This window comes from Gallicola sp. Sow4_E12 (assembly GCF_052116305.1).
In the GTDB taxonomy this organism is placed as follows: domain Bacteria; phylum Bacillota; class Clostridia; order Tissierellales; family Peptoniphilaceae; genus JBQKLI01.
The window spans coordinates 1-15,795 of the sequence record NZ_JBQKLI010000019.1; the positions used below are offsets into that span (position 1 = coordinate 1).

20 protein-coding genes and 1 other annotated feature are annotated in these 15,795 nt (G+C 36.5%); of the genes, 2 read left to right on the forward strand and 18 right to left on the reverse strand.

Annotation, left to right across the window (positions count from 1 at the left end; all coding sequences use genetic code 11):
* Positions 1 to 247: 247 nt before the first annotated feature.
* The 6 genes from ACTQ46_RS09355 to ACTQ46_RS09380 form a co-directional block, all read right to left on the reverse strand.
* Entirely contained in the window at positions 248 to 1,624 is a 1,377-nt protein-coding gene (locus ACTQ46_RS09355) for an aminopeptidase (RefSeq protein WP_441749289.1), read from the reverse strand.
* A gap of 16 nt (positions 1,625 to 1,640) precedes the next feature.
* Positions 1,641 to 3,185, reverse strand: a complete 1,545-nt coding sequence (gene murJ, locus ACTQ46_RS09360) for a murein biosynthesis integral membrane protein MurJ (RefSeq protein WP_441749291.1) — start codon at positions 3,183 to 3,185, stop codon at positions 1,641 to 1,643.
* A 20-nt stretch (positions 3,186 to 3,205) separates the two neighbouring features.
* A complete protein-coding gene (gene murI / locus ACTQ46_RS09365) occupies positions 3,206 to 4,024 on the reverse strand; it encodes a glutamate racemase (protein ID WP_441749293.1) in 819 nt (272 codons plus the stop codon).
* Between the two features lie 9 nt (positions 4,025 to 4,033).
* A complete protein-coding gene (gene ispE / locus ACTQ46_RS09370; RefSeq protein WP_441749295.1) occupies positions 4,034 to 4,879 on the reverse strand; it encodes a 4-(cytidine 5'-diphospho)-2-C-methyl-D-erythritol kinase in 846 nt (281 codons plus the stop codon).
* Positions 4,880 to 4,964: 85 nt separating this feature from the next.
* Positions 4,965 to 5,204, reverse strand: coding sequence for a Veg family protein (locus ACTQ46_RS09375; RefSeq protein ID WP_441749297.1), 240 nt, complete (start codon positions 5,202 to 5,204; stop codon positions 4,965 to 4,967).
* A 104-nt stretch (positions 5,205 to 5,308) separates the two neighbouring features.
* A complete protein-coding gene (locus tag ACTQ46_RS09380) occupies positions 5,309 to 5,452 on the reverse strand; it encodes a hypothetical protein (protein ID WP_441749298.1) in 144 nt (47 codons plus the stop codon).
* Between the two features lie 323 nt (positions 5,453 to 5,775).
* Between ACTQ46_RS09380 and ACTQ46_RS09385 the strand changes: the two genes are divergently transcribed.
* Complete coding sequence (locus ACTQ46_RS09385; RefSeq protein ID WP_441749300.1) at positions 5,776 to 5,961, forward strand: DUF1858 domain-containing protein; 186 nt, start codon at positions 5,776 to 5,778, stop codon at positions 5,959 to 5,961.
* Between the two features lie 28 nt (positions 5,962 to 5,989).
* On the opposite strand, the gene ACTQ46_RS09390 is transcribed toward ACTQ46_RS09385, so the two are convergent.
* The 12 genes from ACTQ46_RS09390 to rpmG all read right to left on the reverse strand — a co-directional run bounded on the left by ACTQ46_RS09390 (position 5,990) and on the right by rpmG (position 14,857).
* A complete protein-coding gene (locus ACTQ46_RS09390) occupies positions 5,990 to 6,922 on the reverse strand; it encodes a homoserine O-succinyltransferase (RefSeq protein WP_441749302.1) in 933 nt (310 codons plus the stop codon).
* Positions 6,923 to 6,951: 29 nt separating this feature from the next.
* Positions 6,952 to 7,821 (reverse strand): 16S rRNA (adenine(1518)-N(6)/adenine(1519)-N(6))-dimethyltransferase RsmA, encoded by an 870-nt coding sequence (rsmA, locus tag ACTQ46_RS09395; protein WP_441749304.1) that lies wholly within the window; start codon positions 7,819 to 7,821, stop codon positions 6,952 to 6,954.
* Complete coding sequence (gene rnmV, locus ACTQ46_RS09400; RefSeq protein WP_441749306.1) at positions 7,811 to 8,347, reverse strand: ribonuclease M5; 537 nt, start codon at positions 8,345 to 8,347, stop codon at positions 7,811 to 7,813. The genes rsmA and rnmV overlap by 11 nt, the downstream gene beginning before the upstream one ends.
* Positions 8,340 to 9,125, reverse strand: coding sequence for a TatD family hydrolase (locus ACTQ46_RS09405; protein ID WP_441749308.1), 786 nt, complete (start codon positions 9,123 to 9,125; stop codon positions 8,340 to 8,342). The genes rnmV and ACTQ46_RS09405 overlap by 8 nt, the downstream gene beginning before the upstream one ends.
* On the reverse strand, positions 9,125 to 11,086 hold the full coding sequence (gene metG / locus ACTQ46_RS09410) for a methionine--tRNA ligase (RefSeq protein ID WP_441749346.1): 1,962 nt from the start codon (positions 11,084 to 11,086) through the stop codon (positions 9,125 to 9,127). Before metG ends, ACTQ46_RS09405 begins: the two co-directional genes overlap by 1 nt.
* 287 nt (positions 11,087 to 11,373) lie before the next feature.
* Positions 11,374 to 11,763: a 50S ribosomal protein L7/L12 gene (gene rplL, locus ACTQ46_RS09415; RefSeq protein ID WP_441749310.1), complete on the reverse strand. Its 390-nt coding sequence runs from the start codon at positions 11,761 to 11,763 to the stop codon at positions 11,374 to 11,376.
* A gap of 41 nt (positions 11,764 to 11,804) precedes the next feature.
* Positions 11,805 to 12,344, reverse strand: coding sequence for a 50S ribosomal protein L10 (rplJ, locus tag ACTQ46_RS09420; RefSeq protein WP_441749312.1), 540 nt, complete (start codon positions 12,342 to 12,344; stop codon positions 11,805 to 11,807).
* Positions 12,345 to 12,366: 22 nt separating this feature from the next.
* Positions 12,367 to 12,490, reverse strand: a sequence feature (ribosomal protein L10 leader region).
* A gap of 142 nt (positions 12,491 to 12,632) precedes the next feature.
* Entirely contained in the window at positions 12,633 to 13,334 is a 702-nt protein-coding gene (rplA, locus tag ACTQ46_RS09425; protein WP_441749314.1) for a 50S ribosomal protein L1, read from the reverse strand.
* Positions 13,335 to 13,381: 47 nt separating this feature from the next.
* Positions 13,382 to 13,807 (reverse strand): 50S ribosomal protein L11, encoded by a 426-nt coding sequence (gene rplK / locus ACTQ46_RS09430; protein ID WP_441749316.1) that lies wholly within the window; start codon positions 13,805 to 13,807, stop codon positions 13,382 to 13,384.
* Between the two features lie 90 nt (positions 13,808 to 13,897).
* Positions 13,898 to 14,446 (reverse strand): transcription termination/antitermination protein NusG, encoded by a 549-nt coding sequence (gene nusG / locus ACTQ46_RS09435; RefSeq protein WP_441749317.1) that lies wholly within the window; start codon positions 14,444 to 14,446, stop codon positions 13,898 to 13,900.
* Positions 14,447 to 14,482: 36 nt separating this feature from the next.
* Positions 14,483 to 14,692, reverse strand: a complete 210-nt coding sequence (gene secE, locus ACTQ46_RS09440; RefSeq protein WP_441749319.1) for a preprotein translocase subunit SecE — start codon at positions 14,690 to 14,692, stop codon at positions 14,483 to 14,485.
* Between the two features lie 15 nt (positions 14,693 to 14,707).
* Complete coding sequence (gene rpmG / locus ACTQ46_RS09445; RefSeq protein WP_441749321.1) at positions 14,708 to 14,857, reverse strand: 50S ribosomal protein L33; 150 nt, start codon at positions 14,855 to 14,857, stop codon at positions 14,708 to 14,710.
* A gap of 200 nt (positions 14,858 to 15,057) precedes the next feature.
* On the opposite strand from rpmG, the gene epsC reads away from it, so the two are divergent.
* Complete coding sequence (epsC, locus tag ACTQ46_RS09450) at positions 15,058 to 15,585, forward strand: serine O-acetyltransferase EpsC (protein ID WP_441749323.1); 528 nt, start codon at positions 15,058 to 15,060, stop codon at positions 15,583 to 15,585.
* Positions 15,586 to 15,795: the final 210 nt, after the last annotated feature.

A 15,795-nucleotide genomic window follows, 5' to 3' on the forward strand; every position in this document is an offset into this window, starting at 1 on the left:
ACCGAATTTATTGTGTTTGTACAAATGTACATCTGCTCAAAGTTTCTATGTTATTCTCTTGTTCAGGTTCCGCCGCTCTTTCAAGCGACAACTTCTTAAGTATATCAGGATGTTTTATCCTTGTCAACACTTTTTTTGAAGTTTTTTTGAGTTTTTTTATTTTTAACTTTTAATCTTTTCAAATTAAAAGGCACTCACTCTTGAGTGCCTAACTATAATACCAAGCCAGATTTAATTTGTCAAGGATTTATTTCATTTTTTCGTAAAAAGTTTTATAAGCTCTGTAAGTCATGTATACATCCGCCTTGCTGGTAAGTTCCATAGGGGCATGCATGGAGTGCATTGCCACTCCCATATCCACTACTTCTGCACCATGTTCCGCTAATATATAAGCGATGGTTCCTCCGCCGCCTTGATCAACTTTGCCTAATTCTCCTGTCTGCCAGATAATGTCTTCTTTCTGGAATATTTGTCTTATCTTGTTTAAATATTCTCCATTGGCATCATTGCTTCCGCCTTTGCCGCCTTTGCCCGTATACTTCGTAAGTGTTACCCCATGGGCAAGCTTTGCTGCGTTGTTTTTTTCAAGCACTTCTGGAAAAGTAGGATCAAAAGCTACTGTTACATCCGCTGATAAAACATTTGAGGCAGCTAATGTTCTTCTTAGATAGAGATCATTGTAGTCGTTGGATAAAGCTAGAAGCTCTGCAACTAGATTTTCAAAGAATTTGGCATTCATTGAAGTATTTCCCACAGATCCGATTTCTTCTTTATCTACAAAAAGAGCAGCAGCCGTTTTTTCTGGTTTTTCGATTTCAAGTATTGCTTGCAGAGAAGTATAAGCACAGACTCTATCATCTTGGCCATAAGCTGCGATCAGCCCTCGGTCAAATCCCACATCTCTTGCCCTGTCTGCTGGCACTACTTCCAGCTCTGATATTCTAAAATCTTCTTCTTCGATATCGTACTTTTCTTTTAATAATCGAAGAACATTCTCCTTTACCCCTTCATTCTCGTCAGAAGATTCCGCTATATGACCAGCTATAACATTTAACTGTTCCGCTTCAATTCCATCCGCTAGCGATTTCTTCATCTGGTCTTTTCCGAGGTGGATCAAAAGATCATTGATAAAAAAGACAGGATCCTCTTTATCGTTTCCTATACTGATTTCGATTTTTTCTCCTTCACTATTAAACATCGTTCCGTATAATGCAAGAGGAATGGTTGTCCACTGATATTTTTTAATTCCTCCGTAATAGTGAGTTTTAAATAAAGCAAGATTTCCGTCTTCATACAATGGTTCCGGTTTTAAATCCAATCGGGGTGAGTCGATGTGGGAACCTATGATGTTCATTCCCTCCCGCAGATCGTTTCCCAGCACCATTAAAACGACGGCTTTATTTTTATAGTTATAATATATCTTTTGATTTTTAAAACTGCCTTTAGAAATTTCTTCAACATTAATAAAGCCTTTCTTTTCTGCTTGATTAATAATTTCTTTTACAGCCAGCCTTTCCGTTTTTCCTTTGTTCAGAAACTCTTTATATCCTTCTGAGAATTCCATTAGTTTTTTTATTTCTGTTTCATCTAATGATGACCAGATGTTTTTATCATACTCTTTCAAATAATTCTCCTTTCCTCTATCTCTTTACTTTCTTTTTGAAATGATCCATCCATCGGATAACAGAATCAATCTTTAAAAGATAAATCCCGAATATATAGATAACTAAACCGACAAGGATGGCTCCAGACATTGCTATTAAAACCTGCAGATTCGAGTTGCCAATATAAGATACAATTGTTTCATAAATATAATGAACTGCTACGCCCATAACCGCTGCTATTATAAATAATTTGCAAAAATTAATAATAGAAGTCTTATAATGTATATCCGGAATTTTCTTCTTAAAATGATACATAAAAAGCACAGCAGATAAAATTCCGGCAAGTCCCTGTGCTAAAGCCAGTCCTCGGAAACTAAGAGGTATGATTAAAAGAAGGGCTAACAGCACGTTGGAAACCGTATTGAACACTACGTTTATAAAAGGTATCACCGAATCTTGAAAACTGATAAATAATCGGTTGTAGAAAACCTTCAGTCCATTTCCCAGCATACCGATAGCATAACCAATAAGAGCTGCTTTCGTCATTTCAGTATCAAGAGCTGTAAATTTTCCTCTTTCGTACACAACTTGAACGATAGGAGTGGCAAGAGCTATCACCCCAATCGATGCAGGAATAAGGATCAATGCAATGAAATCCATACCGTCTCTTACCATTTTTTTGATAGAAGTATAATCTTTTTTATTAAAGGCTTCTGATAAAAGCGGAAATAAAACCGTCGAAATCGTCATCACGAATAAATTCATAAATGCGCTGAATAATCTGTAGGCGTTATCCAGTACCGACACCATACCCGTATCTATATTTGTAGCCAGTGCGTTCGTTACAAATACATCTATCTGGGCTACTCCTTGCAAAAGCATTAAAGGCATGAACATGCTCATCGCATCTTTCATATAGTCCGACTGCAAATCAAGATGGGGCTTATAAGCAACATCCTGTTTTCGCATAAAGGGAATCATAAAGATCATCTGTGCAACTGCACCTAAACTCGTTATAATCCCCAATCCATATATTGAAGCCTCTTTCCCCATAATCAAAAGGTAGATGTAAAACACAATATTGTTAATAATACCTACTGCTGCATAGGGAGCAAAAATAAAATTCGACTGCTGATAAGCTCCTAAGCAGATAGAAACTCCTAAAAATATAATGGAAGGAGAAATAATCCTTACCAGATCTACAGTGATATTTTTTATTTCTTCGCTGAAACCCGGCGAAACAAGATCGACCAAAAGTCTAGCACCTATAACACTTATAATACTCAAGACTATATTTAAAACAAGAACAAGAGTAGAAGCATTGTTGAAAAAACGATTCTTTCCTTCAAGACCTTCCTTCGTCTTCGCTTTGTCCATTATAGGGATGATTACCATGACGATTGAGGCATTTAGGAGAACGGTGCTTAAAAAAGCTATTTTATAGGCTGAATTGTAGGCATCTGTTAAAGCGCTCTGCCCAAAGCTATAGGCGATTAAGGATTGTCTTACAGTACCCATTATTTTAGAGATTATTCCTATTATCGCTACAACAAAAGAAGCCCTTACAACATTATTCTTCATACTTCTCTCCATCAACATTTTTATTCATTTAAAACAATATCCATTAAGTCAATTTCTTCGATTTCGCAGCTTTCGATGGGTACTATCCTTTTTCCAACTTCGTAAAAACTTTCCGCTTCATCGCTGCAGTAGTATTTTACCGAACCTTTTTCCTTTCGTTCCGCAACGTATCCCTTTTCTGAGACAACTTTCTTTACTTCTTGTGCCGTCTCATAAGCAGGATTTATTAAAGCAATACGATCGCCGAGGACTTCTTTTATAACCTCTTCCATCACAGGATAATGAGTACAGCCCAAAATGATAGATTCCACGGAGGTATCGACAAATTCCTGCAGATAATAGCGGATAATCCCCTTTGTCAGATCTTCTTTTGCCATTCCTTCTTCGACAACCGGCACAAATAAAGGACAGGCTTTTGAATGAATTATTAAATTTGGATTTAATTCCAATAGCGCCTTATTGTAGGCTTGTGATTTCACTGTGCCTTTCGTTCCTATAACCCCTACTCTGTTTCCAGAAAGATTTCCGACACAAGAGGCTGCACCTGCTTTAATCACACCGATTACCGGTATATCCAGCTCCTGCCTTAAATAATCCAGCGCAAAGGCAGTAGCAGTATTACATGCGATAACGAGTATTTTTATTCCCTTGTCTTTTAAAAAATGAGCAGCTTCCATCGAATACTGCATTACGACATCCTTCGACTTTCCTCCATAAGGCACTCTGGCTGTATCGCCGAAATAAATAAAATTTTCATGGGGAAGGGCTTTTTTTAACTCCAACAGCACTGTAAGTCCTCCTACACCGGAATCAAATATTCCAATACTGCGATTGTCCATAGTTCCTCCTTATATCGTTTTAGCTTTAAAGACGATTGGATAATCCTCTTTTAATTCCTCATAAATCCCATTTCGTTTTTCAAGGGTGTTTGTAATCGCAAAGACCGTTGCACCAGAACCAGACATTAAAACCACATCCGCTCCTAAAGATAACAGTCTATTTTTAATATCATGTATCTTCGGATATTTTTCAAATACTACCTTTTCCATTGTATTATAGGCGGATTCACGCAGGGCATTGAGGTCTTGATTTTCTATAGCAGAAACCACTTTTCCTATTTTACTTTTTTCAGAAGTTTCTATGTCTTCGTAGACTTCCTTTGAACTGATTTCTCTGCCATTATTTACTATAAGAACCCCCTCTGTCTTCAAGGGAGATATTTCTTCAAATATATTTCCTACACCGGTTGCTCTTGCGGTTTTTTCCATAAAAAAATAAGGTACATCAGCGCCGATCCCAATTCCGATTTCCATCATCTCTTCTTTGCTCAAGTTTAATCCAAGGATTTCATTGAGACCTTTTATAACCGCCGCAGCATTTGAGCTTCCTCCGGCAAGCCCCGCAGCAACAGGTATGTTCTTTTGAATATGAACTTTTATTCCCTGCTGAATCCCCGTATATTTTTTAAGAGCTTCCCATGCTTTATGTACTAAATTCGTATGATCTAGGGGAATATTTTGATTGTTGCATTCAATGATGCATTCATTTTGATCTATACATTCTATTTCTATGACATCCTTCAAATCAATTAACTGCATGATGGTATCTATATTATGATATCCATCTTCCCTTTCTTCTAAAACATCCAGGGATAAATTAATTTTTGCAAAGGAATCTAATTGTATTGTATTCATGTATTCCTCCAAATTTGGAATTAATAATAATGCCTAAATTATATCATACTCTAGTGCAAATAAAAAAACGACGTTTCCGTCGTTTTTAGCAAAGCTGTAATTCCACTGTAGATGTTAATAAGTCCGAATAAGTATAAGAAACTGTTCTTTCCTTATCGTAGTCGTTATATACCCTTACAGTAAACACGCTAGGAAACACATTATCAATAACACCCTTATTCGTGATAATTTTGTTTCTTCCCTTATCCGCTTTTACGATAACATCTTTTCCAATATTATCCCTGATCTGTAACTTGATAGATTCCAAACTCTTGACAGCTTTCAAATGATCGCCCTCCTTATGGGTCCCATAACTGTATATCTATTGTAACACAGAGTTCGAAAAAAATCAATTCAATATTATACTTGCAATAGATTCCTTTGTCAAGATTAACATCCAAATTCTTCATTCTCGTTTTCAGGGTAGCCTTTTATATCAAATCCGCGTCTTAAACCTGCCGGAATATAATCTACACTGAATCGTTTAAAAGTTTCGTAAATCGCATTGCTGATAACAAAAGTATAACCTTCCATTTCAAATTTTGAATCGCCGTCTCTTTCTTCATCTATAACTATAGAGAATCGAACGCCGCTTCAGGAAAAATTTACAACCTTTAATCGAAAGAGAGTATTTCCTTTATCTAATCTTATAAGCTCGTCTCTTGCAGCTTGTGTTAAATTCATTTTCATTTTTTTCACTCCTTCATTAATACTATTTAGTAATATATACCCATAAATTGCAAAAAATTGCATCTCGAGCGTATTATTTGTTTTTTTTAAATAATCTCGATTTAAACTTGATTATTTTAATAGATAAAGGTAAAATTAAAGTAGATCAAAATGAAGGAGGTATTATTGTGAAAATAACAAAAGACATGTTAATCGGTGATATTATCAGAACATATCCTGAATCTATAAATATTTTAATGCAAAACGGTTTGGGTTGTGTAGGATGTCCCGCAAGTCAAATGGAGAGTTTAGAAGAAGCTGCAATGGTTCACGGCCTTGATGTAAATAATCTACTAGAACAATTGAATCAATAAAAATACAAGACGCCTTGCGGCGTCTTTTTTATTTCTTTATTTTCTTCTCTTCTATATTATTTAAATCGTATGGAGTTTCTTGATATACACAATAATTCAGCCAATTCGAAAATAAGAGATTGCTGTGGGCCATCCAACGGATATTAATTCCTTCCTTGGGATTATCATTTTTATAATAATTTTTAGGCGGTTCGATGTCCAACCCCTTTTCTAGATCCCTCTTGTATTCCCTATCCAATGTTTTTGCAGAGTATTCCCCGTGTCCTGAAACAAAAATAAAACGGTTGTCTTTTGTTGCAGCAAGGTGCACTCCAACTTCTGGAGAACAGGCTAAAATTTCGATCTCATCTATTTTCTCAATTTCTTCGGTTGTAACATAAGTGTATCTAGAGTGAGGGGCATAAAAATGATCGTCAAAACCTCTTGTAAGGCTCGTCAGTTTTTTTAATGTCATGCTGAAGACTCCGAAGAGCTTTTCTTTATAGAAATCCTTTTTCAATCCATAGTAATGATACATCGCCGCTTGAGCTGCCCAGCAGATAAACATGGTAGAATATACATTGGTTCTTGCAAACTCCATTATCGAAACCAGTTCATCCCAATAGTTTACGTCTTCGTACTCTAACAGTTCCACAGGTGCTCCTGTAATAATAAGGGCATCATATTTTTTATCCTTCACATCGTCAATAGTGATATAAAACCGGTCCAGATGAGCTTTGCTGGTATTTTTACTGTTATGAGATTTCGTACGGATAAGGTCGATATTAACCTGCAGCGCTGTATTGGAGATCATTCTCAGCAGATGTGTTTCTGTTTCTATTTTTTTCGGCATCAGATTAAGTATCGCCACTTCCAGCGGACGAATATCTTGGGTTTTTGCTCTTTCCGCATCCATTAAGAATACATTTTCTTTTAAAAGCTTTTCATAAGCCGGCAGATCTTTAGGGATAATTAAAGGCATCTTCTCATCCTCGCTTTCTTCCTTCTACTCTATATCGTCCTTCCTCTTTCTAAAAGCAGAGCTATATTCATAAAGTCGTCCATAGACAAGTTTTCTGCTCTTGATTTTTCGGAGATTGACAACTCTTCCAACACTTCTCTTAAATTCTTTTTATCGACTTGTACAAATCCTTTTGTCAAAGAATTTAAAATTGTTTTTCTTCTTTTCACGAAGCCAGATCGTATCAAACCAAAAAGAAACTCTTCATCCCCTGGATAATTTAGATTTCTTGTGGTTAAACGAATGACTGCACTATCTACATCCGGTTTCGGCATAAAAACCTGATTCGGTACTTTTGCAATGATTTTGGCTTCTGAAAAATATCGGATAAACAAAGATAGACTTCCATAATTTGAATCCTTCTCTGTAGCCACCATTCTTTCAGCTACTTCTTTTTGAACCATTACAGTAATAGATTCAACTCGATCCGCTCTTTTTAATATCGATTCGATAATCGGAGTCGTAATATAGTATGGAAGATTCGCTACAATTTTGATTCTTTTGCCTTCAGTATGTTCTTCCATAAAACTATCCCAATCAAATTTTAAAATATCTTCGTTTATAAATCGAATATTATCAAAATCTTTTAACGTTTCTTTTAAAATCGGTATCAGCCTGGAATCTTTTTCAACACAAAATACTTTTTTCGCTCTCATCGCAAGTTCTTCAGTCAGTGTACCAATGCCTGGACCTACTTCTAATATAATATCTTCTTTTGAAACTTCGGCTCCTTCGGCGATATTTCGAACTACATTACCATCGATTAAAAAATTCTGTCCTAATGCCTTTGAAAAAGTAAATCCGTATTGTTCTAATATTTCACGAATATACTGAGGCTGATATAATCGTTTATCTTTCATCCAGTTCTTCAACCGCCTTTGCTAATTCTTCTCGGGTAATATTGTAGGTATTGAGTTTTTTTAGAAACTGCTTTCCGTTTCCATATCCTATATGAAATTTTTTTCCTAAAGCAATTCTTCGTTCCTTGGATCCTTGTCCCACCAGTCCCAGCTGTACAAGATCAGAACTTGTAAAGGTCTCATTTCTCTGTATTTCTTGGGGCTTTGCGGACATCACTGCTTCAACGATCGCGGAAGAAGAGGCGTTTTCTACACCAATATCGCCTTTTTTTATTGCATTTTCCTGATCTAGAAAGGCATTTTTCGCTCCAGGCACCGCTTTATTAATCTGTTTGCGTATCTTTTCTCCCGCATAATCCGGATCGGTAAAGATGATGATCCCTCTCTCTTCTTGAGCTTTTTTAAGTTCTTCTAGAAAACCCTTGTTATAATACAGTCCTCCTGATGCGATGGTATCACAGTCTAACGCCCTCTTAACTGCGACTTCATCATCTCTTCCTTCTACTACTATTATTTCTTTAATCAAGTTCTACTCCTTGAAGTCCGAATAGTTCTTCTGTATTTCTTCTTGTAGCATCTGATAATTCTACTAAACTGATCCCTCTTAGTTCGCAGATTTTATCTGCAACATGCTTTACATACTTCGGTTCGTTTCTTTTGCCTCGATTCGGCTCTGGTGTAAGATAAGGAGAATCTGTTTCGATAAGCAGTCTTTCCAGCGGAATTTTCTTAGCTACATCCTTCGCAGCTTTCGCATTTTTGAAAGTAACTACTCCGGCTAAGGAAATATAATAACCTAAATTCATAAATAATTCCGCCATCTCCACTGAACCGGAATAACAGTGCATGATTCCACGGACTTTCCCTTCATATTCCTTTAAGATATTATAAGTATCCTCGGTAGCATCTCTCATGTGTATTAAAACCGGCAGGCTCATCTCCGAAGCGAGCTTCATCTGCTCTCTAAAGAGTTTAATCTGCTCTTCTTTATTATCTTTTCCATAATAATAATCCAGCCCAATCTCGCCTATGGCCACCACTTTAGGATCTTCTGACCACTTCCGAAGGATTTCCAAATCTTCTTCTTGATAATGGGAAGCATCTTGAGGATGAATACCCACTCCTGCGAAAATATTAGGATAACGGTCCGCTAACTCCATCGCTTTTCTGCTTGATTTCATATCTGCACCGGGATTGATCACTAAAGAGATACCGTTTGATTTTAAAGACTTGATGATGTCTTCCCGATCTTGATCAAATCGATCATCATCTAAATGCGCATGACTGTCGTATAAATATTTCATTAGGAAACCTCAGCTCCATCTTCTATATCTTCCAGTACGGAAAGCATAGTTAATTTCTCTCCCTTATCCGCCGCAAGAAGCATACCGTTTGATTCGACTCCTCTTAATTTTACGGGTTTTAGATTCATACAGACAATCACTTTTTTTCCAACCAATTCTTCCGGCTCGTACCATTTTTTTATTCCTGAAACAATTTGTCTTGTCTCTTCTCCGACTTTCACTTGGAATACAAGGAGTTTATCTGCATCTGGATGTCTTTCTGCCTTTTCGATTAATCCGACTTGAAGTTTTACTTTGTCAAAATCATCTATTGTAATAAATTCTTCTTTTGTTTCTTCTATAATTTCGTCCTTATTGTTTTCAGCCATTTTTTCCTTCTTTCTTTTTTCTATCAGTTTTTTATTTTCAGCCTGCAGCCTCTCAACTTCCTTTTTCACATCCAGTCTAGGGAACAAATTCTCTGTCTTATGCACTTTCGTTCCAGGAGCAGTCTTTCCAAAGTCCCCTGCATCTTCCCAGAATAAATCATTAAAATTCATTTGTATTGAGATACGTTCTACTGTATGAGAAAGGAACGGTTTAAGAAGAGTAGAGATGATACGTAAAGAATCCGCCAAATTATACATAACCGTATCTAATCGTTCTTCATCTTCTTCTTTCGCTAATATCCATGGAGTAGTTTCATCGATATACTTATTTGTTCTTCGTATAACTTTCCAGATCTCCTCTAATGCTTGGCTGAAGTTCAAACTCTCCATATAATCTTCTACTATAGTAAGAGCCTCTGTGGCTGTTTGAATCAGTTCATTATCTACATCCTCTTTTTTGTCTGCAGCAGGAATGATTCCGGCATTATATTTTTCAATCATGGCAATTGTTCTGGAAACTAAATTCCCCAAGTCATTGCAAAGGTCAGAATTCATTCTTTGTATAAATTTCTCCGTAACGAAATTACCATCTTGACCAAAGGTAAATTCTCGCAGTACAAAATATTTTAATGCGTCGATTCCGTATAAATCTATGATCGGCTCTGGATAAACCACATTGCCTTTCGATTTGCTCATTTTATCCGCATCAAACAAGATCCATCCATGTCCAAACACCCGCTCAGGAAGAGGAAGATCTAAGGCCATAAGAAGTGCAGGCCAAATTATTGTATGAAATCTTACTATTTCTTTACCTACCAAATGAACATTCGCAGGCCAGTATCGGTTAAATTCTTTCTCGACTCTACCATATCCTATTCCTGTTAAATAACAGCTAAGGGCATCAATCCACACATAGATAACATGCTTTTCATCGAAAGGTACAGGTACACCCCAGTCAAAGCCTGTACGAGATACAGATAAATCTTCTAATCCATCTTTTAAGAAATTATTGATCATCTCATTTTTTCTAGATTCTGGTTGGATAAACTCTGGATGATCTTCATATAATTTCAGAAGACGGTCTCTATAAGCCGAGAGCTTGAAAAAATAGGACTCTTCTTCGTGATAGTGGACTTCTCTGCCGCAGTCCGGACATTTACCCTCTACAAGCTGGGCATCTGTCCAGTAGGATTCGCAAGGTGTGCAATAATGACCTTTGTATACAGATTTATAGATTTCGCCTTTATCGTATAATTTTTGAAAGATATCCTGAACGTTTTTTTCGTGTTGAGGATCTGTACTTCTCACAAAGGCATCATAATTGATCTCTAACTTCTTCCATAGCTCTTTTGCACTGGCTACGATCGGATCGATATAATCTAATGGTGTCTTTCCTGCTTCTTCCGACTTTTGAAAAAGTTTCTGTCCGTGTTCATCGGTTCCTGTTGTAAAGAACACATCATAGCCTTGAATCTCTTTGTATTTTTTTAATGTGTCCGCAATAATCGTTGTGTAGGTATGGCCCAAGTGCAGATTATCGCTAGGATAATAAATAGGTGTTGTTATATAATAGGGTTTTTTTTCAGTCATAATATCTCCTTTTTTGCATAAAAAAAGCCTCCTATCTCCTAAGAGACGAAGGTTATCCGTGGTACCACTCTTTTTCAATCTGATAAATCAGATCCTCATTCATATCGAACTCCCGGGTCATCTTCAGTTTCTTCCTCCATTGCTTTTCACCAACCAGCAACTCTCTGCATTCAGATAAAACCTACTCATCCGTTCATTGTTCCTTATTTAAATATTATTTTTACTATATCATAATAAAGTATTTTAGTCAATATAAAAGAGGACTCCTTAGGAATCCTCTTTCTCTTAAATTATTTTAAAGTAACTGTAGCGCCTACTTCTTCTAATTTAGCTTTTAATTCTTCAGCTGCTTCTTTAGCAACGCCTTCTTTGATTACTTTTGGTGTTTCATCAACGATAGCTTTTGCATCTTTAAGTCCAAGACCAGTTGCTTCTTTAACTACTTTGATAACTTTGATTTTTTCTGCTCCAACTTCAGTTAATTCTACGTCGAATTCAGATTTTTCTTCAGCTGCAGGAGCTGCTCCGCCTGCTGCTGGTGCTCCAGCTGCTGCAACCGCTACAGGAGCTGCTGCAGATACTCCAAACTCTTCTTCTAATTCGCTTACTAATTCAGATAATTCTAATACTGTTAATTCTTTTACTTGCTCTACTAATTGAGTTACTTTTTCGCTTGCCATGTTATATATTCCTCCTAGAATGTTTTATAATTTTTATGCGACTATGCTACTTCTTCTTGTTCTTTTTTCTCTTTTACTGCATTTAATGCGTAAACTGCTTGACGGATTGTACCTTGAAGTACATTTGCAAATCCAGAAATTGGTGCATTTAATGTACCAAGTACTTGAGCAATAAGAACCTCTTTTGATGGTAATGATGCTAAAGCTTTTACTTCCTCAACGCCAATCACTTTTCCATCAACGATACCTGCTTTAATCACTAGATTCTCATGATCTTTTGCAAAATCATTTGAAACCTTAGCACCAGCTACAGCATCTTCTGTACTGAATGCTACGGCATTCGGTCCTGTTAAGTATTCATTGAATTCTTCAATGCCCAACTCTTTAAATGCAAGCTTCATCATAGTGTTCTTATACACTTTATAATTTACATTTGCATTTCTGTAGTTTGATCTTAATTCAGTGATCTCAGCTACATCAAGTCCGCGGTACTCCACTAATACTACTGATTGTGAATTTTCATACGCTTCTTTGATTTCGTTGATAATGTCTTGTTTTTGTTTCAAAACATATTCTTTCATTCTATTCTTTCACCTCCATAAAGGCTACACAAAAAAATCTTTCTGCACAAAGGCAGAAAGATAGTATATTTTATCTAACTTCCACCTCTGTAGGATTTTTATAATCTTTCGATCCCTACTGTCTACGGTAGCCTATTTAATTGACTTTATAAGTATATCAAATCAAGAAGTATTGTCAAGCTTTTTATTTGAGATTTTATTCTTAATTCTTTAACCTATGATTTTTATAGGCTCCCGAAAATAGTCAAACAAAAAGTCTCAAGAAAATCTTGAGACTTTTTAATTTTATTATTTTACCGCGAACTGAGTTCCGTTCATTTTAACACCAGGACCCATTGTAGAAGAAATAGATACTGATTTTAAATATTTACCCTTAGAGCTAGATGGTTTTGCTTTAACGATAGCTTCCATAAGAGCTCTGATATTTTCGGAAATTTTCTCTTCGCCGAAAGAAATTTTTCCAACAGCAACGTGTACAATGTTTGCCTTATCAAGTCGGTATTCTACTTTACCTGCTTTTACTTCTTTCACTGCATCAGCTACATCAAAAGTAACTGTACCTGATTTAGGGTTTGGCATAAGACCTTTAGGTCCTAAAAGACGACCAATCTTACCCACAACACCCATCATGTCAGGTGTAGCGATCGCTACATCAAAGTCAAACCAGTTTTCTTTTTGGATTTTATCTGCAAGATCTTCTGCTCCAACAAAATCCGCACCTGCAGCTTTTGCTTCTTCAGCTTTATCGCCTTTTGCAAATACTGCAACTTTTACTTCTTTACCTGTTCCGTTTGGAAGTACGATAGTACCTCTGACTTGCTGGTCTGCATGTCTAGAATCGACTCCTAGACGAGCATGTAATTCAACGCTTTCATCAAAATTTGCCTTAGCTGTATCTACAACAAGTTTTACCGCTTCTTGTAAATCATACTCTTCTGTGGCATTTATTAATTTAACGCTCTCTTGATATTTTTTTCCTTTTTTTGCCATAGTAAGTAACCTCCTTGTGGTCCCAACGATTTCTCTCCCACTGATTTTTATTCTTCTACTGTAACTCCCATACTTCTTGCAGTACCTGCTACCATCTCCATTGCTGCTTCTAAACTTCCAGCGTTTAGATCAGGCATTTTGATTTCAGCAATTTTTTGAACCTGCTCTTTAGTCAATTGGCCAACTTTTGTTTTATTCGGTTCGCCAGAAGCTGCTTTTAATCCTAATTCTTTTTTAATTAGAACTGCTGCAGGTGGTGTTTTAGTAATAAATGTAAATGAACGATCTTGGTATACTGTCATAACAACAGGAATAATCATACCATTTTGATCTGCAGTTTTCGCATTGAATTCTTTTGTAAACTGCATAATATTTACCCCGTGTGGTCCAAGGGCAGTACCTACAGGTGGCGCTGGAGTTGCCTGTCCCGCAGGGATTTGTAACTTAACGATTGCTTGTACTTTCTTAGCCATGATTTAGTTCCTCCTTAAACTATTGTGGTTTGTCGGGAATGACCCTCCCACTTCAATCTATAACAAATGACTACTCAATTTTCTTTCAAATTAAATGGTTTCAATATCATCAAATTCAAGTTCAACACTTGTATCTCGTCCAAAGATCGAGATAAAAGCTTTGACTTTTCTTTTTTCTTGATTTACCTCTTCAACAGATCCCGAGAAATCCTTAAAGGCTCCTGAAACAACTTTGATATTATCGCCTACATTTACATCTACATCAGGAAGATGGATGTCTGCAATACCAAAGGACTTCATTTCTCTCTCTGTTAGAGGCACTGGTTTGGAACCTGGACCTACAAAGCCCGTAACGCCTCTTGTATTACGTACTAAATACCATGAGACATCATTAATAATCATCTTTACAAATACATAACTTGGGAAGAGTTTTCTCTCTTTAATTTTCTTGCCGCCGCCGACTGTTGAAACATATTCTTCAGTAGGTACGGCTACTTCGAAGATATCATCTACATATCCTCTATTCTCTACCATTTTTTCGATATTTGCTTTTACTTTGTTTTCATGTCCGGAGTAAGTGTGGACTACGTACCATTTTGCTTCGTTTTCTCTTTCGCGTAAATCTTTGCTTTCTGTCATATCATAGGACCAATAACGGTCTTCCCTCCTTTAAATCTAACGAACGATTAGACCAAGTAAGAAATGAATGATGCTGTCGAGTCCAAAAACAATTAATGCTACCAAAATCGAAATGATCACAACGGATACACAATATTTAATCGCTTGTTCCTTCGTAGGCCAAACAATTTTTTTCCATTCCGATTGAATTCCTTTTGCAAAATTCGTATTCGTCTTGTTTCCTTGAGTATTGGTTTTGGTTGCCATATTAATCCACCGCCCTTACTTCGTTTCTTTATGAACTGTATGTGTTTTACAGAATTTACAATATTTTTTTAATTCCATACGGCCTGTAACATTTTTCTTGTTTTTAGTCGTATTGTAATTTCTATTGTGACATTCAGTACATTCCAACATTACTTTATCTGCCATAGTGCACCTCCTATGCTTTATTGTACATAACTGCACGTACACTTAAAATTACCATGAATACAGCTTTTTGTCAATATATTTCTTTAAATCATTCTGTTTTAGTAGGCTATTTGTAAGTTATATTAAAATAGTGTATTATTAATCATATAGCGCTTTTTAGCACTGTGATTAAAGAAAGGATATCCATTTAGGTGAATGCTATGAATATTATAAAACGAATTAAAATTGAAGGCCGGAATATATTATTAAAAGACCCTGCATGTAAAAGCATGTTCGAAGCCTGCTTTTTATATCCATCTATCCGTGCTATTATATCGCATCAGATTGCCCATAAGCAATATCTAAAAGGAAGAACAACCTTTGCACGGTGGATTTCTCAGCGTACACGAAAAAAGACAGGTATTGAAATTCATCCTGGCGCTACTATCGGTGAAAGAATCTTTATGGATCATGGGATGGGTATTGTAATCGGCGAAACTGCTGTCATCGGTAATGATGTAACCATTTACCATGGTGTAACTCTTGGAGGAACCGGTAATGAAAAAGACGCTAAACGCCACCCTACCGTAGAAGACAATGTCCTCGTGGGTGCCGGAGCCACAGTTCTTGGAAATATCACTTTGGGTAAGGGCTCTAAAATCGGGGCTGGCGCTCTAGTCTTAGACGATGTTCCTGCAAATACTACTGCCGTTGGAATGCCAGTGAGAATTATTTACCACGAAAAATAAATTATTCTATTTAAATATATATCGCCATAAAACGAGGATGTACCTCGTTTTTTTATTGCCTTAAAAAGCTTTTAAAACAGAACTAAGGACGGAGAAAAAGAGTCGAAGAGTGAAGATATAGTATGTAAAACACAGGAAATAGGTTATAGCTTTTAGGAAGTAGGGGTGGCGGAAAATGCAAAGCATTTTCTTCATATATAAAAAACGTCG